Source organism: Saccharothrix espanaensis DSM 44229, assembly GCF_000328705.1.
GTDB lineage: Bacteria > Actinomycetota > Actinomycetes > Mycobacteriales > Pseudonocardiaceae > Actinosynnema > Actinosynnema espanaense.
Map to the genome: position 1 here is coordinate 23,683 of NC_019673.1, position 23,951 is coordinate 47,633.

The 23,951-nt window shown below is 71.5% G+C and carries 22 protein-coding genes and 1 tRNA gene; 12 read left to right on the forward strand and 11 right to left on the reverse strand.

Translation table 11 applies throughout. From position 1 onward, the window contains the following. Positions 1-27 precede the first annotated feature (27 nt). Genes BN6_RS00115 through BN6_RS49440 form a run of 6 tightly spaced genes read right to left on the reverse strand, consistent with a single transcriptional unit; the run spans position 28 to position 7,591 of the window. Positions 28-1,527 (reverse strand): serine/threonine-protein kinase, encoded by a 1,500-nt coding sequence (locus BN6_RS00115; RefSeq protein ID WP_015097471.1) that lies wholly within the window; start codon positions 1,525-1,527, stop codon positions 28-30. Then, entirely contained in the window at positions 1,527-2,990 is a 1,464-nt protein-coding gene (locus BN6_RS00120) for a peptidoglycan D,D-transpeptidase FtsI family protein (RefSeq protein WP_015097472.1), read from the reverse strand. Before BN6_RS00120 ends, BN6_RS00115 begins: the two co-directional genes overlap by 1 nt. Continuing rightward, complete coding sequence (locus tag BN6_RS00125) at positions 2,987-4,471, reverse strand: FtsW/RodA/SpoVE family cell cycle protein (RefSeq protein ID WP_015097473.1); 1,485 nt, start codon at positions 4,469-4,471, stop codon at positions 2,987-2,989. Before BN6_RS00125 ends, BN6_RS00120 begins: the two co-directional genes overlap by 4 nt. 4 nt (positions 4,472-4,475) lie before the next feature. Further along, complete coding sequence (locus BN6_RS00130) at positions 4,476-5,876, reverse strand: PP2C family protein-serine/threonine phosphatase (protein WP_015097474.1); 1,401 nt, start codon at positions 5,874-5,876, stop codon at positions 4,476-4,478. After that, positions 5,873-6,337 carry an FHA domain-containing protein FhaB/FipA gene (locus BN6_RS00135; protein ID WP_015097475.1) on the reverse strand — a complete coding sequence of 155 codons (465 nt, stop codon included), beginning with the start codon at positions 6,335-6,337 and terminating at the stop codon, positions 5,873-5,875. The genes BN6_RS00130 and BN6_RS00135 overlap by 4 nt, the downstream gene beginning before the upstream one ends. 54 nt (positions 6,338-6,391) lie before the next feature. Then, a complete protein-coding gene (locus tag BN6_RS49440) occupies positions 6,392-7,591 on the reverse strand; it encodes a DUF3662 and FHA domain-containing protein (RefSeq protein WP_015097476.1) in 1,200 nt (399 codons plus the stop codon). A 117-nt stretch (positions 7,592-7,708) separates the two neighbouring features. On the opposite strand from BN6_RS49440, the gene BN6_RS00145 reads away from it, so the two are divergent. The 4 genes from BN6_RS00145 to BN6_RS00160 all read left to right on the forward strand — a co-directional run bounded on the left by BN6_RS00145 (position 7,709) and on the right by BN6_RS00160 (position 10,506). Beyond that, positions 7,709-7,791, forward strand: a tRNA-Leu gene (locus BN6_RS00145). A gap of 446 nt (positions 7,792-8,237) precedes the next feature. Next, positions 8,238-8,519 carry a hypothetical protein gene (locus BN6_RS00150; protein WP_015097477.1) on the forward strand — a complete coding sequence of 94 codons (282 nt, stop codon included), beginning with the start codon at positions 8,238-8,240 and terminating at the stop codon, positions 8,517-8,519. Between the two features lie 703 nt (positions 8,520-9,222). Beyond that, positions 9,223-9,840 carry a hypothetical protein gene (locus tag BN6_RS00155; RefSeq protein ID WP_015097478.1) on the forward strand — a complete coding sequence of 206 codons (618 nt, stop codon included), beginning with the start codon at positions 9,223-9,225 and terminating at the stop codon, positions 9,838-9,840. A gap of 15 nt (positions 9,841-9,855) precedes the next feature. Beyond that, positions 9,856-10,506, forward strand: a complete 651-nt coding sequence (locus BN6_RS00160; protein ID WP_015097479.1) for an NAD(P)H-binding protein — start codon at positions 9,856-9,858, stop codon at positions 10,504-10,506. Here BN6_RS00160 and BN6_RS00165 read toward each other — a convergent pair. Next, positions 10,443-11,759 (reverse strand): D-arabinono-1,4-lactone oxidase, encoded by a 1,317-nt coding sequence (locus BN6_RS00165; RefSeq protein WP_148302666.1) that lies wholly within the window; start codon positions 11,757-11,759, stop codon positions 10,443-10,445. The two genes, BN6_RS00160 and BN6_RS00165, sit on opposite strands and share 64 nt — an antisense overlap. A gap of 70 nt (positions 11,760-11,829) precedes the next feature. Between BN6_RS00165 and BN6_RS00170 the strand changes: the two genes are divergently transcribed. Beyond that, a complete protein-coding gene (locus tag BN6_RS00170) occupies positions 11,830-13,017 on the forward strand; it encodes an amino acid deaminase/aldolase (protein ID WP_015097481.1) in 1,188 nt (395 codons plus the stop codon). Positions 13,018-13,090: 73 nt separating this feature from the next. On the opposite strand, the gene BN6_RS00175 is transcribed toward BN6_RS00170, so the two are convergent. Next, the gene (locus BN6_RS00175) at positions 13,091-13,705 is read right to left on the reverse strand and encodes a TetR/AcrR family transcriptional regulator (RefSeq protein WP_015097482.1); all 615 of its coding nucleotides are present in this window, start codon (positions 13,703-13,705) and stop codon (positions 13,091-13,093) included. Between the two features lie 120 nt (positions 13,706-13,825). Between BN6_RS00175 and BN6_RS00180 the strand changes: the two genes are divergently transcribed. Genes BN6_RS00180 through BN6_RS00190 form a run of 3 tightly spaced genes read left to right on the forward strand, consistent with a single transcriptional unit; the run spans position 13,826 to position 17,103 of the window. After that, positions 13,826-15,043, forward strand: a complete 1,218-nt coding sequence (locus BN6_RS00180) for a glycoside hydrolase family 1 protein (protein ID WP_015097483.1) — start codon at positions 13,826-13,828, stop codon at positions 15,041-15,043. Further along, positions 15,040-16,296 carry an MFS transporter gene (locus BN6_RS00185; protein ID WP_015097484.1) on the forward strand — a complete coding sequence of 419 codons (1,257 nt, stop codon included), beginning with the start codon at positions 15,040-15,042 and terminating at the stop codon, positions 16,294-16,296. The genes BN6_RS00180 and BN6_RS00185 overlap by 4 nt, the downstream gene beginning before the upstream one ends. 15 nt (positions 16,297-16,311) lie before the next feature. Next, complete coding sequence (locus tag BN6_RS00190) at positions 16,312-17,103, forward strand: SDR family NAD(P)-dependent oxidoreductase (protein ID WP_015097485.1); 792 nt, start codon at positions 16,312-16,314, stop codon at positions 17,101-17,103. A 332-nt stretch (positions 17,104-17,435) separates the two neighbouring features. On the opposite strand, the gene BN6_RS00195 is transcribed toward BN6_RS00190, so the two are convergent. Together BN6_RS00195 and BN6_RS00200 are read right to left on the reverse strand one after the other, a co-directional pair. Beyond that, a complete protein-coding gene (locus BN6_RS00195; protein ID WP_041311488.1) occupies positions 17,436-17,798 on the reverse strand; it encodes a hypothetical protein in 363 nt (120 codons plus the stop codon). 13 nt (positions 17,799-17,811) lie between these two features. Then, positions 17,812-18,159, reverse strand: a complete 348-nt coding sequence (locus BN6_RS00200; RefSeq protein ID WP_015097487.1) for a hypothetical protein — start codon at positions 18,157-18,159, stop codon at positions 17,812-17,814. A gap of 252 nt (positions 18,160-18,411) precedes the next feature. On the opposite strand from BN6_RS00200, the gene BN6_RS00205 reads away from it, so the two are divergent. The 3 genes from BN6_RS00205 (at position 18,412) to BN6_RS00215 (ending at position 21,029) form a co-directional block, all read left to right on the forward strand. Beyond that, the gene (locus tag BN6_RS00205) at positions 18,412-19,737 is read left to right on the forward strand and encodes a helix-turn-helix domain-containing protein (RefSeq protein ID WP_041311494.1); all 1,326 of its coding nucleotides are present in this window, start codon (positions 18,412-18,414) and stop codon (positions 19,735-19,737) included. 50 nt (positions 19,738-19,787) lie between these two features. Beyond that, on the forward strand, positions 19,788-20,642 hold the full coding sequence (locus BN6_RS00210; protein WP_015097489.1) for an aminoglycoside phosphotransferase family protein: 855 nt from the start codon (positions 19,788-19,790) through the stop codon (positions 20,640-20,642). A gap of 93 nt (positions 20,643-20,735) precedes the next feature. Beyond that, positions 20,736-21,029: a hypothetical protein gene (locus tag BN6_RS00215; protein ID WP_015097490.1), complete on the forward strand. Its 294-nt coding sequence runs from the start codon at positions 20,736-20,738 to the stop codon at positions 21,027-21,029. 36 nt (positions 21,030-21,065) lie between these two features. Here BN6_RS00215 and BN6_RS00220 read toward each other — a convergent pair whose 3' ends face one another. Next, the gene (locus BN6_RS00220) at positions 21,066-21,863 is read right to left on the reverse strand and encodes an SDR family oxidoreductase (RefSeq protein ID WP_041311500.1); all 798 of its coding nucleotides are present in this window, start codon (positions 21,861-21,863) and stop codon (positions 21,066-21,068) included. A 32-nt stretch (positions 21,864-21,895) separates the two neighbouring features. Here BN6_RS00220 and BN6_RS00225 point away from each other — a divergent pair, with 32 nt between their 5' ends. Beyond that, complete coding sequence (locus BN6_RS00225; RefSeq protein ID WP_015097492.1) at positions 21,896-23,893, forward strand: NACHT domain-containing protein; 1,998 nt, start codon at positions 21,896-21,898, stop codon at positions 23,891-23,893. Positions 23,894-23,951: the final 58 nt, after the last annotated feature.

Sequence of the window (23,951 nt, forward strand, 5' to 3'; positions counted from 1 at the left end):
TCCGTCCGCCTTAGTACCGTTCGGCCGTTACGTCGGTACACACGTCACCGTCACCCGTGAGCCGATCGCAACCTCACCGCTCGGGCTCACGTCCGACACCAGGCACCTCCGCTGGTCCCGCGGGGCGCCACCCTGGTCGGCGTGCACCTCCGGTTCCAGGCCGTACCCGGAGAGCTTCTTCGCGACCTCGTCGGCCGGGAGGTCGACGAAATCGGCCGTCGCGATCGTGACCGTCGGTCTGCCGGGGAGACGATCGGTCGAGTCCTGCGGGGACGTGTGGGCACTCGTGGTGCCCTGCTGGCTCGTCCCACCGGGCCCCTCGTCGTCCTTGCCCAACCCGCGCAGGATGACCACGCCGAGTACCAGCAGCACAGCCACCAGCACAGCGACCATAACCCACAGCAGGGCGCGATTGCGCCCCGGTGGTCGCGGCGGCGGTGGCAACGGACCGAAAGCGCCCGTGCGCGGAGTGTTCACCTGCGACGGCGGCACCGGCTGGATCCCGGGCCGGGATCCCGGGTTGCTCAGCGGCATCGACGGGTGGGTCGGCTGTCCCATCGACTGGGACACCGCCTGCGGCGGCGGGGCCGGCATCGGCTGCTGGGGGATCGGGACCTGTGGGGGGATCGGGGCCGGCTGCGGGATCGGCACCGGGCCGACCGCCATGGCGAGCCCGGTCGGCGCGGGCAGCGGCTGGCCGGCCCGGATCGCGCCCACCGCCGCCGCGAACTCGCCGCCGTTGCGGTAGCGCTGGCGCGGGTCCTTCACCAGGGTCGCCTCGATCAGCGCGCGCGGGCCCGGCGGCACGTCCGGCGGCAGCGGCGGCGCGATGTCCCTGATGTGCATCATCGCCACGGTGACCGCGTTCTCCGACAGGAACGGCCGGTGCCCCGTGAGGCACTCGTACCCGCACACGGCCAGCGCGTACACGTCGCTCGCGGGCTCGGCGGCGTGGCCGAGCGCCTGCTCCGGCGCGATGTAGTGGGCGGTGCCCATCACCATGCCGTTGTGCGTGACCGGCACCGCGTCGGCGGCCTTCGCGATGCCGAAGTCGGTGATCTTCACCTTCCCGGTCGGCGTCACCAGGATGTTGCCCGGCTTCACGTCCCGGTGCACCAGGCCGCGCTCGTGCGCCGCCTGCAACGCGTTGCCCGCCTGCTCCAGCACGTCCAGCGTGCGCTCGGCGGTCAGCCGGCCGCGCGCGATGACCGCCGCCAGCGGCTCGCCCTCGACCAGCTCCATCACCAGGTAGGCGGTGTCCTCCGGCCCGTCCGGCACCGCCGCGGTCTCGCCGTAGTCGTGCACGGCGGCGATCCCCGGGTGGTTCAGCGACGCCGTCGTGCGCGCCTCGATCCGGAACCGGTTGAGGAACTCCGCGTCGCCGGAGAGCTCCGCCTTGAGCACCTTCACCGCGACCCGGCGGTCCAGCCGGGTGTCCGCGGCCTCCCAGACCTCGCCCATGCCGCCCACCGCGATCCGCTTGGACAAGCGGTACCGCTCGGCGAGCAACTGGCCGGAGGTCAGCATCATCGGCTCCCGAGGTACGCGCCGATGACCGCCCGGCCGATCGGCGCGGCGACCCGCCCGCCGGTCGCGGCCAGGCCCACGTCACCACCGTTCTCGATGATGACCGCGATCGCGATCTCCGGCTTCTCGGCCGGCGCGAACGCCACGTACCAGGCGTTGGGCTTGGTCGCCTTCACGTCCTCGCCGCGCTCGGCGGTGCCGGTCTTGGACGCGATGGTCACCCCGGACAGCCGGCCGCCCTGGAAGGTGTTCTTCTCCGACTCGATCATCATGTCGCGCAGCGCGCGGGCGTGCTCGACCTCCATCGCGTCGTCGACGTCGTCGCCCTTGTCCTCGCTGATCACCGACAGGTCGGGCGCGAGCACCTTGTGGATCAGGTGCGGGCGCATCCGCACCCCGCCGTTGGCGATGGTGGCCGTGACCACCGCGTTCTCCAGCGGCGTGACCAGCACGTCGCGCTGGCCGATGCCGGTCTGGTAGATCGACGGCCGGTCCTTCATCGGGCCCAGCGTCGAGGTCTCCACCGACAGCGGCACCTTCAGGTCCGGGTCGTCGAACCCGAACTTGGCCGCCTGCTTGTTCAGCTTGTCCTTGCCCAGCTGGTCGGCCAGCACCGCGAACGCGGTGTTGCACGACTTGGCCAGCGCCTCCTGGAGGGTCGCCGTCACGCCGTTGCCGCAGTTGGTGTCGTTGAAGTTCGGCAGCGTGGTGTTGGTCCCCGGCAGGGTGATCACCGGGCGGCCGTCGACCTCGCTGTCCTTGGTCTTGCCGTCGGCCAGCGCCGCCGCCGCCACGACCAGCTTGAACGTCGAGCCGGGCGCGTAGAGGCCCGCGACCGAGCGGTTGAGCAGCGGCAGGCCCGCGTCCGGGGCGTTGAGGCCCTTCCACGCGGTCTGCTGCTCGTCCACGTCGTGGCTGGCCAGCGTGTTCGGGTCGAACGTCGGGGTGGACGCCATCGCCAGGATCTCGCCGGTCTGCGGCCGGATCGCCACCACCGCGCCGGTCACGCCCTGCAGGTTGTCGTAGGCGGCCTGCTGGAGGGCCGCGTCCACGGTGAGCTGGAGGCTGCCGCCCTTCGGGTCGCGGCCGGTGATCAGGTCCGACACCCGGCGGGTGAACAACCGGTCGTCCGAGCCGTTGAGCAGGTCGTCCTCGGCCCGCTCCAGGCCGCCCGCGCCGTACACCGTGGAGAAGTAGCCGGTCACCGGCGCGAACGCCGGGCCCGCGTACTTGCGCAGGTAGCGCAGCCGGTCGGTGGTCTTCTCCACGGTCGCCAGCGGCTCGCCGCCGGCGGCGATGATCTGGCCGCGCTCGCGCGAGTACTGGTCGAGCACCACCCGCCGGTTGAGCGGGTCCTTGCGGTAGTCGTCGGCCTTGATGACCTGCACGTACGTGGCGTTGGCCAGCAGCAGGAGCATCATCGCCATCATGGCCATGCCGACGCGGCGGAGCGGTGTGTTCATTTGGGACGCTCCACCATGACTGTGAACTGGTCGGCGATCGCGGGCTGCTGCGGTCTCGGCTTGGGCGTGGCCTTCGGGGAGCGCGCGGCGTCGGAGATCCGCAGCAGCAGCGCCACCAGGATGTAGTTCGCCAGCAGCGACGACCCGCCGTAGGACAGGAACGGCGCGGTGATGCCGGTCATCGGGATCAGCTTGGTGACACCGCCGATGACGATGAAGATCTGGAACGCCACCGCGAACGCCAGACCGCCGCCGAGCAGCTTGCCGAACGTGTCGCGCACGGCCAGCGCGCCGCGCATCCCGCGCATCGCGAACACGGTGTAGATCAGCAGCACCGCGGCCAGGCCGACGAAACCCAGCTCCTCGCCGATCACCGCGGTGATGAAGTCGGTGTTGGCCTCCGGGATCTGGTCCGGCCGGCCGCCGCCCAGCCCGGCGCCGAACAGGCCGCCGGTGCCCAGGCCGAACAGCGACTGGACGATCTGGTAGCCCTTGTTCGTCGCGTCGGCGAACGGGTCGAGCCAGTTGGCCACCCGGATCTGGACGTGGCCGAACATCTTCCACGCCGCGAACGCGCCGACGCAGAACAGCAGGACGCCGATCACCACCCACGCCGCGCGCTCGGTCGCCACGTAGAGCAGCACGAGCACGATGCCGAAGAACAGCAACGACGAGCCCAGGTCCTTCTGGAAGACCATGATCCCGACGCCGACCAGCCACGCGCCCAGCAGCGGCCCCAGGTCACGCGCGCGCGGCAGGTCCAGGCCCAGCAGCCGGCGGCCCGCCGTGGTGAACAGCTCGCGCTTGGACACCAGGAACGCGGCGAAGAAGACCATCAGCAGGATCTTCGCGAACTCGCCCGGCTGGATGGAGAACGCGCCGAAGCTCAGCCAGATCTTCGCGCCGTTGATCTCCGGCGCGATGAAGCTGGGCAGCACCCCCGGCAGGACCAGCGCGATCAGGCCGATGAACCCGAAGGTGTAGCCGTAGCGGGCCAGCGTGCGGTGGTCGGAGAGCACCTTGAGCGCGGTGCAGAACAGCACCAGCGCGATGGCCGTCCAGAGCACCTGCTTGGGCGCGGCCGGCGACCACACCGCGTTGTTGGGCAGCTTCACGTCGGCCATGGCCAGGTCGATCCGGTGGATCATCACCAGGCCCAGCCCGTTGAGCATCGCCACGCACGGCAGGATCACCGGGTCGGCGTAGGGCGCCCACCAGCGCACCGCGAGGTGCGCCACGGTGAGCAGGCCCATGTAGGCCAGGCCGAGCCACACGATGTTCATCGTGAGCTCCTGCTCCTGGTTCGCCTCCACCAGGATCAGCGCGATCGTCACCAGGCCGGCGGCGAACGCGAGCAGGAACAGTTCCGTGGACCGCTTCGTGGGCGGCTTCAGCCCCGGCGAGGTGCTTGCCGCGAGCGGAGTGCTGCCTCCCGCCGTCGCGGGCGGCGTGCCTTCCGCGCCGGGGACGGGCGAACCCATGCGTCTACTGACCCTTCCGGCAATCCGTGCCCGGCTTCTGCACGGGCGAGGGCAGCGGGGTGCCCTCCGCAGTGGTGGACGTGGTCGGTGCCGTCGAGGTTGCCGACGGGTCCACCGGGGTGGTCGTGGTCGGGGTGGTCGTCGGCGAGGTGCCGGACGTCTGCTCCTTCGGGCAGAACGGCAGCGTCTGCTCGGTGCGCAGCCGGCGGATGGCCTCCCGCGCGCCCTCCAGGCCGTCCACGTCGGTGATGCCGTTGCGCACCACGTCCCGGGTCGAGACCTTCAGGTCGTCGACCGTGATCGGCTCGCACGCCTGCGCGCCCGGCGGGCACGAGCCCTCCACCGGGGTGTGCAGGTCGAAGCCCAGGAAGCTGCCCGGGACACCCCGGAACACCGAGACCTGGCCGTCGGAGCCCGCGCCCACGTAGTACTGGCGCAGCACGTACCAGCGGGTGCCCAGACCGGCCGCGACCAGCAGCAGGAGCAGGAACACCACCAGGGCCAGCGCCTTGATCCGGTTGCCGCGCGCCCGGCGCGGGTCCACCGGCGGCTGCGGCGGCTCGACCCGCTGCGGGACCGGCCGGGGTCCCGTTATCGAACTCGCCCGCGAGGCGGGCGAGTCGGGGGGAGGTGGGTCCTCGCTGCCGTCGCCGGCCGCGCCGCCCACTATCGGGACGTCCTCCCCGAAGTCGACGTCGACCACGTCGGCGATCACGACCGTCACGTTGTCCGGTCCGCCGCCCTTGAGCGCCAGCTCGATCATCCGGTCCGCGCAGGCCTGCGGGTCCTGGATGCGGATGGCCTCCTCCAGCGTCTCCTGGCTCACCACGCCGGACAGGCCGTCGGAGCACAGCAGGTAGCGGTCGCCGGGGCGGGCCTCGCGCACCATCAGCCGCGGTTCCACCTCGTGGCCGGTCAGCGCGCGCAGCAGCAGCGACCGCTGCGGGTGCGTCGCCGCCTCCTCCTCGGTGATCCGACCCTCGTCGATCAGCGACTGGACGAACGTGTCGTCGTGCGTGATCTGGGTGAACGTGCCGTTGCGGGCCATGTAGGCGCGCGAGTCGCCGATGTGCACCATGCCCAGCCGGGAGCCCGCGAACAGCACGGCGGTGAGCGTGGTGCCCATGCCGTCCAGGTCGGGGTCGGACTGCACCAGCTCGGAGATCGCGCCGTTGCCGGCGATCACCGCCTCGCGCAGCTGGCCGAGCAGGTCGTCGCCGGGCTCGTCGTCGTCGAGCGGGGCCAGGGCGGCGATGACCACCTTGCTGGCCACCTCGCCCGCGGCGTGACCGCCCATGCCGTCGGCGAGCGCGAGCAGTCGGGGGCCGGCGTACACGGAGTCCTGGTTGTTGGAACGAACCAGGCCCCGGTCGCTGCGGGCCGCGTATCGAAGGACGAGGGTCATGAGCGCAGCTCGATCACCGTTTTGCCGATCCGGATCGGGGAGCCGAGCGGGACCCGGAGTGGGGCCGTGACCTTCGCCCGGTCGAGATAGGTGCCGTTCGTGGAGCCCAGGTCCTCCACGTACCAGTCGGTACCGCGCATGGACAGCCGCGCGTGCCTGGTCGACGCGAAGTCGTCGTCCAGGACGAGCGTGGAGTCGTCCGCGCGGCCGATCATGATCGGCCTGCCGTCCAGGGAGATGCGGGTACCCGCCAGCGCGCCGTGCGTGACGACGAGTTGACGTGGTGCTTTGTTCCCCTTGGCGGCCTTCTTGGCTCCTCTACGCAGTACTCCGGGCGTCGGAACGCGTTGTCCCGACGCCGCGTACAGGTCGGACCGGACCACCCTCAGCGCAGCCAACACGAACAACCAGAGCAGGACGAGGAAGCCCGCTCTGGTCAGCTGCATCACCAGCTCTGGCACCGGTTGTAACCGCTCCTGCCTTGAGTGCCGTCACGCCTTCGCCCGTCTCGACCACTAGCCCTGGGTGCGGAAAACCAGCGAGGAGTGGCCGATGCGGACGACGTCGCCTTCCGCGAGCTGCCAAGTCTGCACCGGAGTGCCGTTCACCGTGGTCCCGTTTGTCGAACCGAGATCAGCGAGCATGGCACTGTGCCCGTCCCAGGTGATCTCCAGGTGCCTCCTGGAGACCCCGGTGTCGGGCAGCCGGAAGTCCGCCTCCTGGCCGCGGCCGACCACGTTGCCGCCCTGCTTGAGGTTGTACGTCCGGTTCGAGCCGTCGTCCAGGTGCAGGGTGGCGTTGAGCTGACGCGGCCCGGACTGGACCGCCGGCGGGGCGTAGCCCTGCGCCGGGTCCTGGTAGCCGGCCTGGCCGTAGCCCTGGTCGTAACCCGGCTGGCCGTAGCCCGGCTGCTGGCCGTATCCCTGGTCGTAGCCCTGCTGACCGTAGCCCTGGTCGTAGCCCGGCTGCTGCGGCTGCTGGCCGTAACCCTGGTCGTAACCCGGCTGCTGCGGCTGCTGGCCATAGCCCTGGTCGTAACCCTGCTGGCCGTAGCCCTGGTCGTAGCCCTGGGGCTGCTGGCCGTAGCCCGGCTGCTGCTGCTGGCCGTAACCCTGGTCGTAGCCCTGTTGCTGGCCGTATCCCTGGTCGTAGCCCGGCTGCTGCTGGCCGTAGCCCGGCTGCTGCTGCTGGTCATAACCCTGCTGCTGGCCGTAGCCGCCCTGCGCGTAGGGGTCGTAGCCGGGTTGGCCCTGTCCTTGTCCGTAGCCGGGAGGCTGGCTCATGGATCCGTCTCCTGTGCGAGGTGGTGCTGACCGTCGGCTGGAAACTTTCACATCGGGGTCGACGGACGAGCTGGTTCGGAACTGTCCGGTGTGCAGCGCGTCGGAGCGCTCCAGGGAGACTACGACGTCACCATAGGTATCCCATCCGCTCTCTTCGAGGTGCTCCCGGACGGAGTCCCCGAGAAGCTGGGTGATGCGTAGTTCATCCTGGCCGTCACCGGCAAGCCGATCGTGGTCCTGGGGACCCAGCAGGACGATGAAGTGGTTCGGCGCGAGCAGCCTGCCACCCGCGAGTTCGCGGATGTTGACCTCCGCCTCCCGTTCGAGGGCCTGGGCCACTTCCTGCGGAACGACGCTGCCGCCGAACACGCGCGCGAAGGTGTTGCCGACGATGCCTTCGAGACGGCGCTCGAAGCGCTGTACGCGGCCCACGGCAACCCTCCGACTCGGTCGACTTCTCGGCACCGATCGTATCCGGGGTGACGTGGCGGTACACGGGGCAATTGGTAACCCGGACGAGGGCCGTGCTAGTGTTCTCCACGTCGCTCCGGGCGAGTGGCGGAATGGCAGACGCGCACGGTTCAGGTCCGTGTGTCCGAAAGGACGTGGGGGTTCAACTCCCCCCTCGCCCACGTGCAGCCGGGATCGAGTCCTGGTTCCGAGAGTAGAAGCAGCAGGTGAGGCCCCGCAACAGCGGGGCCTCACTTGTTTTTCCGGGTCGGTTCGCCGGCCGGTGCCGGCTGTGGCGTAGACCACTCGTTCGGGCTAGTGCTTTGGCGGCCTGGTGCGGCTGTTCGGGGGCGCGGGCCGGTGCCGAGTGCCCTTGCGGGTCGGCGTGCCGTCGCGGTGCGTGTGATGTGGGTTGCGCCACTTCGGGGAGGCGCAGGGCGTGCCGTTTCCCCGTCCGGCCCTGATTGTCACGGAGTGCTCACGATCGATTGCGGTAGGTGCGCCTCGGTCTGGTGATCTTCGTCGCAGTGCCGGCGCTCGCCGCCCGTTGATATTCCGGGACTCTTCGAATTCGCGGGGACCGGCGCTGTGCAGGGGATCTGGTTGTTGAGCACGAGTACGGTGTCCGGTGGCGACCGACGAGGAGCCGATCCGCCGCGGGCACGTTCTCCAGTGGCACGCCGAGTCCGGTTGGGGCGTCGTCGGTTCGCCGGAATTCGACGGCGCGGTCTGGGTCCACTTCTCCGTCATCGACCCGACCGACCGGAACACCACCGGCGGGTACCGGGCGCTGCGCGTGGACGAGGCCGTCGACTTCACGGCCGAGCGCGCGGACCAGGACGGGTACCGCTGGCGGGCGACCTGGGCGCGGACCGCGGACCGTCATCGGCCTCGCGGCCGGCACGGCTAGCGCCGACCACCACACGTTCACCGCAGAACACCGAGTCGTTCGACGATTGCCTGGGAACCGGGTCGACCACACTAATCAAGACCTGTGGGAATTTGTACTTTCCAGGTGTCGGTCGGTGGTCGGACGGGAACCGCGAATCTCCTGCGACGACGAACTCGCGGATGCTGCCTGGCCGATTCGCCGAATAGCCGTGGGAGCTGATCCTGCCCGCTTCCGGTGATGTGCGTCACCCTTCGTCCGGCCGCCTCCCGTGAACGCCGGCTTGGTCAGCGGGCCCAGTCAGTGGCGTGGTTGTCGGTGCTGCCCGACGGGGCCGATGGGGTGCCCGCTCCGCCGGGCGCACCGGTTTTCCCAGCGTGGCCGGGCCTGGCGAGGCCGGTCGGTCGGTTTCGGGCGATGAACGGTCGGTGCGACGGGGGTGTCTGTGGTGGCGCGCGTCACTTCCGTGGCCGGCGCGTGGGTGGGCCGAGCACGCTGAGCACCTTTTTGCGGAGTCGAGGGCTGCACATGTCACCCGGACGGCAGCATGGCCGGGCAGAACTCCCTCTTGGCGGTATCGACCGGTTACCGATGCGTCCCCGCCGCCGATCGCAGGGGGCCGCTGAGCTGGGGGGCGGCGCACTTGACGGGTGGTAGGTCTTATGCAGAGCACGAGTCGAAACGCGGCGGGGCCCACCGCCGTGGTTGCCGAGGAGGCCCTGGCGTGAGCAGCACACCAGCACGGATCGCGGACACCGGCGACGCACGGGCGCTGTCGTCCATCGCGATCCCGGTTCCGGAACTGCCCGGCTCGGCGGAGGAACTGGCCGCCGCCGCGGCGGTGCGCCTCGGCTGGCACGGTGTGGTGCTCCCCGAGATGGTGCTGATGGGCCGCAAGGTCATCGTCGTCGCCGAGCTGCTCGCCGACGCGCACGCCGAGCGGGTCTGCCTGAGCGCCGGCCCCGAGTCCGACCGCACCACGGTGTCCACCTGGGTGTGGCCCGAGATGGACGGCCGGGTGCCACCGGCCGCCGTGCGGATCATCGGGGTGCTGGCGGTGGCCCGCCACTGGCGGACCGCGCTGGCCTCGGCGGTGCCCTTCGCCCGCTTCGGCAACGCCGCCGCGGTGCTGCCCTCCTCGGTCGCGTTCACCCACGACTACCTGGCGAACTGCCTGCCCCGGGTCCGCCGCTACGGCGTCTCGGTGCTGCTGGCCGACGAGCAGTGCGAGCTGTCCACGGACGTCTCCGGGCGCAACGAGACCGTGCCGGTCGAAGACACCGCGACCACCCGTTGGGTGAACGAACTGGTCTACGAGCAGCTGCTGACCGCCGCTTCCTGATCTACCGTCGAGCCCATGCGTCTGGTGATCGCGGGTGGGCACGGCAAGATCGCACTGCTGACGACCGGGCTGCTCGCCCGGCGAGGTGATCAGGTGGTTTCGCTGGTGCGCAACCCCTCGCACTTCGGCGACGTGCGCGCGGCCGGCGGTGAGCCGGTGCTGTGCGACCTCGAATCGACCACGGCGGAGGAACTCGCCGCGGTGCTGGGCGGCGCGGATGCCGCGCTGTTCGCGGCCGGCGCGGGCCCCGGCAGCGGCGTGGCCCGCAAGGACACCGTCGACCGGGGCGCGGCGCAGCAGTTCGCGGTGTCCGCCCTGGCCGCCGAGGTGCCCCGGTTCGTGCAGATCAGCACGACCGGCATCGGCCGGGTGACCGGCGACGAGGTGTTCGACGCCTACCTGCGGGCCAAGGGCGCGGCCGAGGACGGGCTGCGCGAACTGGCCCTGGCGTGGACGATCCTGCGGCCCGGCCGGCTGACCGACGACCCGGGCACCGGGCTGGTCGAGGTGTCCGAGGAGCCGTTGCGCGGGTCGGTGCCGCGCGCGGACGTGGCGGCGGTGGTCGCGGAGCTGCTGCGCCGGCCGGACACCGCCGGGCGCACCTACGAGCTGGTCTCCGGGTCGACGCCGGTCGCCGACGCCTTCCCGAGCACCCGGTCCAGGTAGTCGTTGGCGAACTTGCCGGTCGGGTCCAGCTCGGCGCGCAGGGCCCGGAAGTCGGCGAAGCGCGGGTAGGCCGGGGCCAGGTCGGCGGCGGTGCGGGTGTGCAGCTTGCCCCAGTGCGGCCGGCCGCCGACGGCGGTGGCGATCTTCTCGAACGCGTCGAAGTACTGCCGGTAGGGCATCCCGAGGTACTGGTGCACGGCGATGTACGCGCTGTCGCGGCCGTTCGCGGTGGAGAGCCAGATGTCGTCGCCCTGCGCGACCCGCACCTCGACCGGCACGATCACGCCGTGGTCCAGCTTGGCGACCGCCTTGCGCAGCTCGGTGAGCACGCCGTGCAGCTCCTCGCGCGGGATCGCGTACTCGGACTCCACGAACCGCACCCGGCGCGGGGTGACGAACACGCGGTGCGAGTCGTCGCGGTAGACCCGTTCGGAGATCAGCTTGCCGCACAACCGGTTCAGGCCCCGGGTGGTGGTCGGGAAGGTCTTGGCGACCCGGCACACCAGGCCGAACGCGCCGTTCTCCAGCACCTCGTACTCGTAGAACCGGCGGAGCTTCGACAGCGGGGCGGCGGGCTCGTCCACCCGGTTGTTGCGCTTGACGATCACGTCGTCGCTGTGCGGGAACCAGTGGAACTCGACGTGGTCCTCCACCGAGGTCAGGTGGTCGAACTCGGCCAGGACCGCGTCGAGCCGGCCGGGCGTCTCGCGGGCGTGCAGCACGAACGCGGGCACGCAGCGCAGGGTGATCGTGCTGATCACGCCGAGCGCGCCGAGGCCGACGCGGGCGGCGGCGAACAGGTCGGGGCGCTCGGTGGCCGAGCAGCGAACCTGCTCGCCGTTCGCCAGGACCAGTTGCAGCGCGGTGATCTGGGTGGCCAGGCCGCCGAGCTTCGCGCCGGTGCCGTGGGTGCCGGTGGCGGTGGCACCGGCGATGGTCTGCGCGTCGATGTCACCGAGGTTGGGCAGGGCCAGGCCGAGGGTGTCCAGCAGGGCGTTGAGCTGCCGGAGCGTGGTGCCGGCGCGGACCGTCACCAGGGTGCCGGTGACCTCGGTGACGCCGGTCCAGCGGTCCAGGTCGAGCGCGGTTCCGGGGGCGACGGCGATGCCGGTGAACGAGTGGCCGCTGCCGCGCGGGCGCAGGTGCGAGGCCGCCGCGACGGCGTCGGCGATCTCGTCCGCGCTCGCCGGGTGCTCCACCCGGTGCGGGGACGCGGTCGCCGTGCGGGCCCAGTTGGTCCACGGCGTACCCATGACACCTCCGGTGTGAGCTGGTCCACGAACCGTAGGTGAAAGGAATTCACCTTTCAAGTACCGTAGGCCCATGCAACCCCGTAGCCGCCTCGACGGCGCGACGAAGGCGCTCGACCCTCCGTTCGCGGTCGTCGACCTGGGCGCGTTCGACCACAACGCGGCCGAGCTGGTCCGCCGGTCCGGCGGCAAGCCGGTGCGGGTGGCCAGCAAGTCGGTCCGGGTCCGCTGGTTGCTCGAACGAGTGCTCGACCGGCCGGGTTACGCCGGGGTGATGTGCTACTCACTGCCGGAGGCGCTGTGGCTGTCGTCGCTGGACGTCTCCGAAGACCTCCTGGTCGCGTACCCGACCGTGGACCACGGCGCGCTGCGCGAACTCGCGCGGGACGAGAAGGCCCGCCGGCGGATCACCATCATGGTCGACTCGACCGCCCACCTCGACCTGGTCACCGCCGCGCTCGGCTCCGCCCACCCGGAGGTCCGGGTGTGCCTGGAGCTCGACGTGTCGTGGCGGCCGGTGCCCGGCCTGCACGTCGGGCCGCGCCGCTCGCCGGTGCACAGCGCGCGCGACGCCGGGTCGCTGGCCGGGCGGATCGCCGAGCGGCCGGGGTTCCGGCTGGTGGGCGTGATGGCGTACGAGGGGCAGATCGCCGGGCTCGGCGACACCCCGCCCGGCCGGCCGCTGCGCGGGCTCGCCGTGCGGTGGATGCAGAAGCGGTCGGCGGCCGAGCTGGTCGACCGGCGCGGCGCGGCCGTGGCGGCGGTGCGCCGGGTGGCGGAGCTGGAGTTCGTCAACGGCGGCGGCACCGGGAGCCTGGAGGTGACCGGGGCCGACGAGTCGGTGACCGAACTGGCCGCCGGGTCCGGGCTGATCGGGCCGACCCTGTTCGACGGGTACCGGGGTTTCCGGCCGGAGCCCGCCGCGCTGTTCGCGCTGCCCGTCGTGCGCAGGCCGAAGAAGCACGTGGCCACCCTGTTCTCCGGCGGGTACCCCGCCTCCGGCACGGCCACCCCCGACCGCCTCCCGACGCCGCACCTGCCGCCGGGGTTGACGTTGCTGCCGCTGGAAGGCGCGGGCGAGGTGCAGACGCCGGTCGTCGGCCGGGCCGCCGACTCGCTGGTCCTCGGCGACCGGGTGTGGCTGCGGCACGCGAAGGCCGGCGAGCTGGCCGAGCGGTTCACGCACTACCACGTCGTGGACGGGGACGTGGTGGCGCGGACCGTGCCCACGTACCGGGGCGAAGGGCAGTGCTTCGGCTGACCCGGGCCGGCCGCTCGGGTCAGCCGGGCCGGTCGGGTCAGCCGGGCCGGTCGAGTCAGTCGGGCCGGTCGGGTCAGTCGGGCAGGCGGGTCGAGAGGTAGCCGCGGACCAGGGCCTTGGCCTCGTCCAGGATGCGCTGGTCACCGGCCTGGTCGCGGCGGAAGGCCAGGTTCAGCACCCCGTCCGCCGCCTCGACCGCGATCGAGATCGGCAGTTGCAGCTCGGCCAGCGGGATGTCGAACTTGGTCGAGATCATCTCGGCGATCCGGTCGGAGATGACGGTGTTGTTGTCCCGCCGGTCGTCCAGCAGGCGCAGGTCGACCACGTCGCCGAAGTGCAGCTTGCTGAACGCGGGGACCTCGCGGTGCATCGAGACGTAGACGTCGAAGATCGAGTCGACGGCGTCCCACCAGTGCTCCAGCGTGGTCGAGGTGAAGCGGGCGTCCACGGCCTGGACGAACTTCTCCAGGTTGCGCAGGGTCAGCGCCTGCACGACGGCCCGCTTGTCGGGGAAGAACTGGTAGAGCGAGCCGACGGCGACCCCGGCCCGTTCCGCGATCAGTGTCGTTGTCACGCCGTCGTAGCCGACCTCCTCGATGAGCGAGGCACAGGCTTCGAGCATCCGCTCGACGCGCTTGGCGCTGCGCTGCTGCACCGGTTGCCGGCGCAGTGGGGTCGAACTCGTCACGGCGACTCCTGGTCGGTGGTGTGCGGGGTTCCATAGTGCCCGTTCGTCGGCATCCGCACTTCCAGTTGGGGCGCAACACGCCTACGATCCGAATCAATTTCATGTTTGGGAGGCGGCACCGTGACCTTGCCCGACGGTTTCCTCTGGGGTGTCTCGACATCCGCGTTCCAGATCGAGGGCGCGCTGCGCGAGGACGGCCGGGTGCCGTCGGTCTGGGACGCGTTCCCCGTTCCGGGCGGCGACACCGGGGCGGTCGCCTGCGACCACTACCACCGCCACCCCGAGGACGTCGCCCTGCTGCGCGAACTCGGCGTCGGCGCCTACCGGTTCTCGGTGGCCTGGCCCCGGATGGCCGACCTCGGGTTCTACGACCGCCTCGTGGACTCCTTGCTGGCAGCCGGGATCGCACCGGTCGCGACGCTGTACCACTGGGATACCCCGCTCGCGGTCGAGGAAACCGGCGGCTGGCTCAACCGCGACACCGCCCACCGGTTCGCCGAGTACGCGGCGGTCGTCGGCGACCTGCTGGCGGACCGCGTCGCGATGTGGATCCCGATCAACGAACCCGCGATGGTCACCCTCCAGGGCTACGCCGTCGGCGAGCACGCACCGGGCAAGACCCTGCTCTACGACGCGCTGCCGGTCGCCCACCACCTCAACTTCGCGCACGGCCTGGCGGTCCGCGCGCTGCGGGCCGCCGGCGCGCGGGCCGTCGGCACCGCCAACAACCACACGCCCGCCTGGCCCGCCGGACCGGACGACGTCGAAGCCGCCGCCGCCTATTCGGCACTGCACAACTGGCTGTTCGCCGACCCGTTGCTCACCGGCAACTACCCGGCGGAGCTGGCCGACCGCTTGCCGCTGCTGGACGGCGATCCGGCGATCACCGCCGAGCCGCTGGACTTCTACGGCGTCAACTACTACAACCCGACCCGGCTGCGCGCGCCGGGCGAGGGCAACCCGCTGCCGTTCGAGCTGGTGGACATCGACGAGTACCCCCGGACCGACTTCGGCTGGCCGGTCGTGCCGGCCGGGCTGGGCGAGGTGATCGCCGAGCTGCGCGACCGGTACCCGAACCTGCCGCCGGTCTACGTGACCGAGAGCGGGTGCAGCTACGCCGAGGTGGACGACCAGGACCGGATCTCCTACCTGGACGGCCACATCGCCGCCGCCGAGGGGGCCGGCGCGCGCGGGTTCTTCACCTGGTCCCTGATGGACAACTTCGAGTGGGACGCCGGCTACTCGCAGCGCTTCGGCCTGGTCCACGTCGACTACGGGACGCAGAAGCGCACGCCCCGCTCGTCGTTCGCCTGGTACCGCGACCGGATCCGTCGATGACCGCCCGCGACGCCACACCCGGCTCGGACACCGACCCGGACACCGACCCGCTCGGCGAACCGGTCGTCCCGGTCCGCCGGTCGTGGATGGCGCTGCTGTTCCTGGCCAACCTCGGGCTGTGGCTGGGCATCTACGCGCCCATCCAGGTGCTGCTGCCCCAGCAGGCCGAACTGCTCGCCGGCACCTCCAAGGAGGCGGTGTTCGGGCTGGTCACGGGGGCCGGCGCGCTGGTCGCGCTGGTGGTGAACCCGCTGGTCGGGCTGTCCTCGGACCGCACCACCGCGCGGTTCGGCCGGCGGCACCCGTGGACGCTGGGCGGCGCGCTGGTCGGCGCGCTCGGCCTGGCCGTGCTGTCCACCGCGTCGTCGGTGCCCGTCCTGGTGGTCGGCTGGTGCCTGGTGCAGGCCGGGCTGAACGGGATGCTCGCCGCGCTGACCTCCGCCGTGCCCGACCGGGTGCCGGTGCGGCAGCGGGCCAGGGTCGGCGGCCTGGTCGGCATCAGCCAGATGCTCGGCACGGTGCTCGGCGCGATCGTGGTGACCGTGCTGGTCAGCGGCCTGACCTCGGGCTACCTGGCGTGCGCGGCGGTCGTCGTGCTCGGCGCGCTGGTGTTCGTGCTGCGCACGCCCGACGCGCGGCTGACCGCCCGGCCGGTGCTGCGGTGGCGCGAGCTGTGGGTGTCGCCGCGCCGGCACCCGGACTTCGCCTGGGCCTGGGGCTGCCACTTCATGATCAACCTCGGCAACGCGTTCGGCACCCTCTACCTGCTCTACTTCCTCGGCGACGAGGTGCACCACCCGTCGCCCGAGGACGGCCTGCTGGTGCTGATGCTGCTCTACGGCGTGGCGCTGGCCGGCGGCGCGTTCTGGTTCGGGGCCTGGTCGGACCGCAACGGGCGGCGCAGGCCGTTCGTCCTGGCCGCCGCCGGCGTGATGGCGGTGGCCGCACTGCTGCTCGCGGTGTGGCCGACGTGGGTGGCCGCGCTCATCGCCGCCCCGCTGCTGGGCGTCGGGTTCGGCGGGTACTGGGCGGTGGCGCTCGCGCTGCTCACCCAGGTGCTGCCCGCCGCGTCCGACCGGGCCAAGGACCTGGGCGTGGTGAACATCGCCAACTCGCTGCCGCAGGTCGTCGCGCCGCTGCTGACATCGTTCGTGCTGGCCGGGTTGGGCGGGTACCGGGGGCTGTTCCTGGTGTCCGCGCTGGCCACGCTGTGTGCGGCCGGACTCGTCGTGCGGGTCCGGTCGGTCGCCTAGGAGAAGAGGGTTCCCGTGCAGGTGGAAGGTCGGACCGTCGTGGTCACCGGCGCGTCGCAGGGCATCGGCGCGGCCGCCGCCGAGGCGTTCGCCCGGCGGGGAGCGGTCGTCGTGCTGGTGGCCCGGGGCGCCGAAGCGCTCGACGCGGTCGTCGAGCGGATCTCCGGGTTCGGCGGCCGCGCCACCGCGATCCCGGCGGACCTGTCGGACGTCGACCGGATCCACGCGCTGGCCGAAGAGGTCGTGGCCGCACACGGCGTGCCGGACGTGCTGGTCAACAACGCGGGCGCGGGGCGGTGGCTGTTCCTGGACGAGACGCCGCCCGCGGAGCTCGACGCCATGACCGCCCTGCCGTTCACCGCGGCGATGCACCTGACCCGGGAGTTCCTGCCCGGGATGCGGCGGCGCGCGACCGGGCGGATCGTCAACGTGAACTCGCCGGTCTCCCGGCTGCCGTGGCCCGGCGCGACCGGTTACGCCGCGTCCCGCTACGCGCTGCGCGGGCTGACCGCCGCCCTGCGGCTGGACCTGCGCGGCACCGGAGTCGGGGTGAGCGAGGTGGTGCCCGGCAAGGTGAGCAGCCGGTACTTCGACAACAACCCCGGCGCGGAGGAGCGGATCCCGGCCATCGCCCGGCTGATCCCGACCGTGACACCGCGACGGGTGGCGACCGAGATCCTCCGGGTGGTCGAACGCGACCGCGCCGAACGGGTGTTCCCGTGGCAGTTGAAGGCTTTCGAGCTCTCCGGCCGGCTGCTGCCCGGCCTCACCGGCCACCTGACCTGGCTCACCGGCACCCGGCGCTGACCACCCGGCGCTGACCACCCGGCGCTGACCACCCGGCGCTGACCACCCGGCGCTGACCACCCGGTCGGGCCCGGACGTGGAACCGGCCCCGAATGTCTGCGCGGGAGGGGCAGACATTCGGGGCCGACGTGGTGCCCGCGGACCAGTGCCGGTCGGGGAGGGAGGTGCACAACACCGGCCCGCGGATGCTTTGTGGAGTTGTCGGTCGTGAAGTTGTAGCCGGCCGGCGGTCCGTTCGTCGCGGTCGGGGGTTCGCACGTCCCGGACCGCCGGCCAGTAGGCGGGTGCTCGACCGTGTCGCGTCGGGGGAACGACAGGTCGGGACCGCCCGTTCAGTGGGCTCGGGCCACCGCCGCACGTCGCGACCGGGTGACCGGAGGGGTCACCGGCGCGGAGCGCAGGTGCCGAGCGGGACGCGGGGCCAGACCGCCCGCGACCAGGTGTTCGTACGCCGCCCGCCATACCGAGCACGGGCTCTTCTGCTGCCGCCACCGGCCGGAGCACTCCGGGCAGTTGCCCTTCTCGTCCGGTTCGTGCGAGGCCAGCAGCGCCCGCCACCCCTCGGTCAGCCGGGGCAGCTCGGAGCGCGCCACCGAGAGCAGGGACGGGGCGTCGGCCTCGTTGGCCAGCTCGTTGAGCAGGTCCAGCCGCTCCCACACCGCGTTGCGAAGAACTTGTCCGAGGATCTCGTCCACCGAAACGTCACCGTCACCTTTCCGCCTGCTCGGCGGCTTCACGTAGCGCGGCCCTGAGCTGCACGAGCTGGTCGGCCGAGAGCACCGCGGTCTCACCCGGCGGGCCGACCAGGACCACGCGGCCCTGGTCGACCAACACGGTGAGGCAGCGTTCCCGGTCCACCACGTCGCTGCAGCGAATCCGCCACCAGCGACGCTGCCCGGTCGAGCCGCGCCATCCGGAGTCGAGGTCGGTCGACTCCTGGACGTTCAGGGGAGCCGGGGCGGAGCCGGCCGTGGCGACGGCGCGCGCTGCCGACCCACCTGAGGTGGTCACCGCCCGCTCGATCAGGTCCACAGCCGAGTTCCTCTCCGTGCTCACTCGCTTACCGGATCCCAGATTGCGATGATTCAACCCGGATCGGGACGTCACAGCGCTAGCCGGTGGTCGTTCCACGGTGAGCGGTCAGTGGAGTTCGGCAGGGCCGATCAGCCTCGCCGATCGGTACTTCCTGCACTTGGGGGAGTGCCCCTACTCTGCCGATGACGCCCAAAGGACTGTGAGGGGGCGCAATTGAACACCATCGGTTCGCAAAGCTCTCCTGTTACGCCGGATGTCTGGGACCAGCAGGAGATGCGGGATGCGCTGGCCAGGCGCGAGATCAGCTCGGTGTACCGGCTGCTCCGACGGCACGGCGTGTCGCAGCGCCAGATCGCGGCGCTGACGGGCCAGTCGCAGTCCGAAGTCTCGGAGATCCTGAAGGGGCGTCAGGTCATGGCCTACGACGTCCTCGCCCGGATCGCCCAGGGCTTGGGTGTCCCCAGGGGATACATGGGCCTCGCCTACGACGAGGCCACGGCAGTGCGGGTGGCCGCGACCGCGGAGGCACCCCAGTCTGAGGAGGACGAGTCGGTGAAGCGAAGGAAGTTCCTCGCGCACGCCGCCGCCATCACCGTGGGTGCGGCCGTGTTCGGCACGGACTCCGGGTCTTGGGCATCGTCGCCCGCGCAGACACCGGCCCCCGGCCGGATCGGCATGACCGACGTCCGACAGGTCGAAGCCGCGACCAGGGCACTGCGCACCCTGGACTACCAGTACGGCGGCGGCTCGTGCCGCGACGCCGTCGTCGCCCAGCTCTCGTGGGGCCAGCAGATGCTCGGCGCCAACGCGACCGACCTGGTCAAGGAGAGGCTCTACGTCGCCCTCGCCGACCTGCACAACCTGGCCGGCTGGACGTCGTTCGACACCGGCCTGTACGACTCCGCGCGCAACCACTTCGGCCAGGCCCTCGGGCTCGCGAAGCAGGGCCGCAAGGAGGAGCTGGTCGCGAACATCCTGTACCGGATGGGCCGCGTCTACCTGCACCAGAACGCGCCGGACGACGCGCTCAAGGTGTTCCAGCTCGGCCAGCTGGCGGCGCAGAACTCCGGTTCGAAGCTGGCGGTCGGCATCCTGTGCGCCAACGAGGCGTGGGCCTACGCCAAGATGGGCTCCGACGACCAGGCGCTCAAGCTGCTCGGCCGGGCGCGCGACGAGTTCGCCCGCGCCAACATCAGCGAGGCGCCCGCGTGGGCGAAGTTCTTCGACGCCAACGACTTCTCGGCGATGATCGGCACCGTGCACACGGAGCTGGCGCTCACCGTCGACGCGAAGAAGTACACCCGCATCGCGATCCCGGCGCTGTCCAAGGCCATCAACGGCTTCGGCGAGGACATGAGCCGCAGCCGCTCGTTCAACCTGACCTCGCTGTCGATCAACCACCTGCTGGAGGGCGACATCGACCACGGCGCCCGGGTCGGCAAGCAGGCGATCGACCTGTCCGAGGGCCTCAAGTCGGTGCGCACCAAGGACCGCATGATGCCGTTGCAGGCCGAGGCGGAGAAGCGCCGCAACAACCCGGACGCACGTGAACTGGCCGACCGCGTCGCCAAGTTCACCGGCACGGACAGCGCGGCCTGACCCTGGGCGTCGCGCTGGATGGCAGGTTCACCCCCGCCACGCTGACCGCCGTGCTGGAGCGGATCTGCGGCGACCTCGGGTTGGCGCACCGGGACGCCCGGCTGGTGAAGTTCACCTCGAACGCCGTGTTCGACCTCCCCGCCGACCGGGTCGTGGTCCGGATCGTCGGGTCGATGGGTCTGCGGCACCGGGCCGCGAAGGTCGTGCGGGTGGCCCGCTGGCTGGCCGCCCACGACGTGCCCGCGGTGCGCCTGGTCGAGGAGTTCCCGCAGCCCCTGACCATCGGCGAGCACCAGGCCACCATCTGGCACTCGGTGCCGTCCTCGGGCCCGCCGGTCGACGGCCGTGACCTGGGGAACCTGTTGCGCCGCCTGCACTCGCTGCCCGCACCGCCGTTCGACCTGCCGCGCTGGTCGCCGCTGGACGACGTGCGCGGGCGCATCGCGGACGCCGAGGAGCTGTCGACGTCGGACCGGGTCTTCCTGGAGGAGCGGGTCGCGGTGCTGGCGGAGCGGCTGGCGGGCCTGGCGACCGCGCTGCCGGAGGGCGTGGTGCACGGCGACGCCCACCTGGGCAACCTCATCCCGAGCCCCGCCGGGCCGGTGCTCTGCGACTTCGACTCGACCAGCCTCGGCCCGCGCGAGTGGGACCTGAGCACGCTGCCGGTCGGCGTCGCCCGGTTCGGCCACCCGGCGCGGTGGCACCGGCAGTTGGTCCGGGTGTACGGGTTCGACGTCACGCGGTGGGCGGGTTTCCCGGTGCTGCGCGACGTGCGCGAGCTCAAGCTGACCACCAGCGTGCTGCCGATCCTGCGCAGCCACCCCGACGTGCGCGACGAGCTGCGCGGGCGGCTGGCGGCGCTGCGGGTCGGCGATACCAGGGCCCGGTGGTCGCCCTACCGGTGAACCCGCGCGAGTGGGGGAACGAAGCGGTAACGCTCGGGCCGTCGATTCCGACTCACGCAGCGACGGGGGCTGCGTGACTGCGGTGAGGTGCACGTGATCGGACAGTGGGTGGGTGCTCGGCGCAGGCGCACGAAGCGCGCGCTGAAGGCGGCGCGGATGCTGGACGAGGTAGTGGACACCCAGCTGCCGCTGCTCGCGTCGTTCGACGAGGACCGGCGTCGCCGCTCCGCCGACTACCTCGCCGAACTGGTCAAGCTCGCCCAGGACTACCGGTACTTCGCGCACGGCTGGATCGACGCGAAGGAGCTGGACCGGCGCGGCCACCGGGCCGTGGCGACCCTCGGCAAGCTGCGCGCGGACCCTACAGCGCGACTGATCACCGACTAGCCCGCCCGGCGCAGCTCACCGCACCGAACGGTCCACTCACCGCACGGGGCCCCAGACCCGCGTGGCGTAGTCGGCGAAGTCGATCGCCGTCCGACCCGTCACCTCGGGAACGGCCTCGGTGGTGGTCGCGGGTCGCAGCCGTGCGAAGGCGGCGATCTCGCCCTCGGTCTGCTCGGCGGGCATCCCCAGACCCCGTTGCTGCGCCCGGTAGCCGTCCGGTGTGCCGTCGAACGCGAGCCGGCGTCCGGCCGCCTCGCCGATCAGCGCGAACGCCTCGGCGAAGCTCAGCGCGCGGGGCCCGGTCACCTCGTAGGTGCGGCCTTCGTGGCCGGGCGTGGTCAAGGCGACGGCGGCGACGGCCGCGATGTCGTCGGCGTCCACGAACGCCTGCGGGGTGTCGCCGAGGGGGACGGCCAGCGCCCCGGCCTCGACGGCGGGGCGGAAGAAGCCCTCGTCGAAGTTCTGGTCGAACCAGTCCGCGCGCACGATCGTCCAGTCGGCGCCCGAGGCTTTCAGGTCGCGTTCGGCGGCGAGCAGCCGCTCGTCCCCCATCTCCTCGATGCCGCGGCTGGAGAGCAGGACGATCCGGCGGACGCCCTGGTCGACGGCCTCGTGGACGAAGGCGGGGTCGATCGGGAGTTCGTGCGGGGCCATCAGGTAGACGGCGTGGGTGCCGGCCAGGGTCGGCCGCCACGTGTCGCGGTCGGTCCAGTCGAACCGCACGTCGCCGCTGCGCGACGCCCGCCGGACGGGGTGGCCCTGCTGCGCGAGCCGGCCGGCCACCCGTCGTCCGGTCGAACCGGTGGCTCCCAGTACCAGGATGAGTCGGTCCATGCCGTCGAGTAGATCAGGCGCGTACGACATTTTTGCGGCGGCGATCGCCGGCCGGTCGGTTATGCATCAAGCCGACGGGGGAGGCGGACATCGTCGGGTTGGAGAGCGCCGCGCTGAGGGTGGGCGGCACGATCGCGTCGGCGGGCGCGAAGTCCTGGTTGCGGCGGCGCAGGGCGGCGTTCGAGCGCTCGGCGAGCCTGGCGGAGCTGGCGCAGGCGGAGCTCAAGGGGCCGTTGCAGCAGCGGAAGCTGGACAACCTGGTCGGCCGCATCGGCCAGCAGGTGGCCGAGCAGTTGGCACCGGTGCTGTCGGGCCGGTTCGCCGACGTGCCCTCGGACGAGGCCGAGGCGGCGGTGCTGGCCGTGGTCGACGTGCTGGAGGACGTGGACCTGTCGGACGAGGCCCTGCTGGCGGTCGACGCGGATGCCGAGGTGCTGGCCAAACGCATCCGTGCGCAGTTCCCGCGCCGGGCGGCGTCGCTGTCACCGCGCGCCGAGGAGCTGCACGAACTCGCGCTGGACCTGGCGTGCCGGCACCTGGTGCAGGTCGTCCGGCACCTGCCGTCGTTCCAACCGGTGGCCTTGGCCGAGGTGCTGAGCCGCCTGACGTCCCAGGCCGACCAGCTGGAGAACCTCCTCGCCCGCACCCCCACCACCAGCCTCTACGCCCCGGCCGGCACCAACCGCGACGAGCTGTTCCGCGTCGAGTACCTGGCCACACTGGCCGCCACCCTCGACCGGTTGGAACTGCTGGGCCTGCCCGGCGACGAACAGCCGACCTTGGCTCTGACGGTCGCCTACCTGAGCCTCAGCGTGTCCGGCTCCTCGGGTTCGGCGAAGGCGAAACGCGGCCGGGTGCAGGTGGAGAACTGGTTCGACCCGTTGGCCAGGAACGATTCCCAGGACGCCGAGGGCGTTCCGGTCGAAGCCGCCATCGGCGACAACCCACGGGTGTTGCTGCGCGGCGATGCGGGTTCCGGCAAAACGACCCTGGTGAACTGGCTCGCGGTACGTGCCGCCCGAGCCGAACTCTCCGACGCACTGGCCGGCTGGAACGACCGGGTCCCGTTCATGGTCCGGCTGAGGACGTTCGCCGACGGCGACCTGCCCAACCCCGAGAACTTCGTTTCACGATGCACGCCCATGATCGCCCAGGTGATGCCGGAGGGTTGGGTGCACCGGCAGTTGGTGGCCGGCCGGGCGATGTTGTTGGTGGACGGTGTGGACGAGGTGCCGGCGGGTCGGCGTCGCGAGGTGAAGTCGTGGCTGCGGGACTTGTTGGCGACGTTCCCGGACACCCACGTGGTGGTGACGGCTCGTACGGCGGCGGCGGACAGCCGGTGGCTCGCGGCCGAGGAATTCCAAGCGGTCACCTTGGAGCCGATGAACCCGCTGAACATCGTCGACTTCGTCGAGCGCTGGCACCAGGCCGCAGAGCTGTCCGGCGCGGAAATCGGCGATGCCGAACGTCGGTTGCGCGCCCAGTTGGAACGGCCGCACCTGCGGCAGTTGGCGGCGAGCCCGTTGCTGTGCGCAATGTTGTGCGCGCTGAACCTGTCACACCGCTCGGAGTTGCCGCGAAACCGAATGGACTTGTACGCCAAGGCGCTGGCGATGCTGCTGCACCTGCGCGACGCGGAACGCGGAATCCCGGTCCTGCTGGGTGACGTGGAGAAGCGGGTGCTGCTGCGGGATCTGGCGTGGCGATTGACGCTGGCGGACAAGGTGGAACTGTCGGCGGCGGATGCGTTGGAGCACATCGGGCGCAAGCTGCCCGGGATGCCGAACGTCACCATCGAACCCAAACCGATCTTCGACCACCTGCTGGAACGCAGCGGCGTCCTGCGCGAACCGGTTCCCGGCCGAATCGACTTCGTGCACCGGACGTTCCTGGAGTACCTGGCGGCGGATGAGGCGATCCAACAGCACCACGTACCGACCTTGATCTCCCACGCCCACTTGGACACCTGGTGGGAAACCGTCGTGATGGCGTGCCTGCCACCTCAGGCTGTTGGCAGCTGCCTGCCTTGAAACCGTGCGCGACATCGCACCCGAAGTGAGCGCCCGGATCGACGCTCTGGTGCAGGAC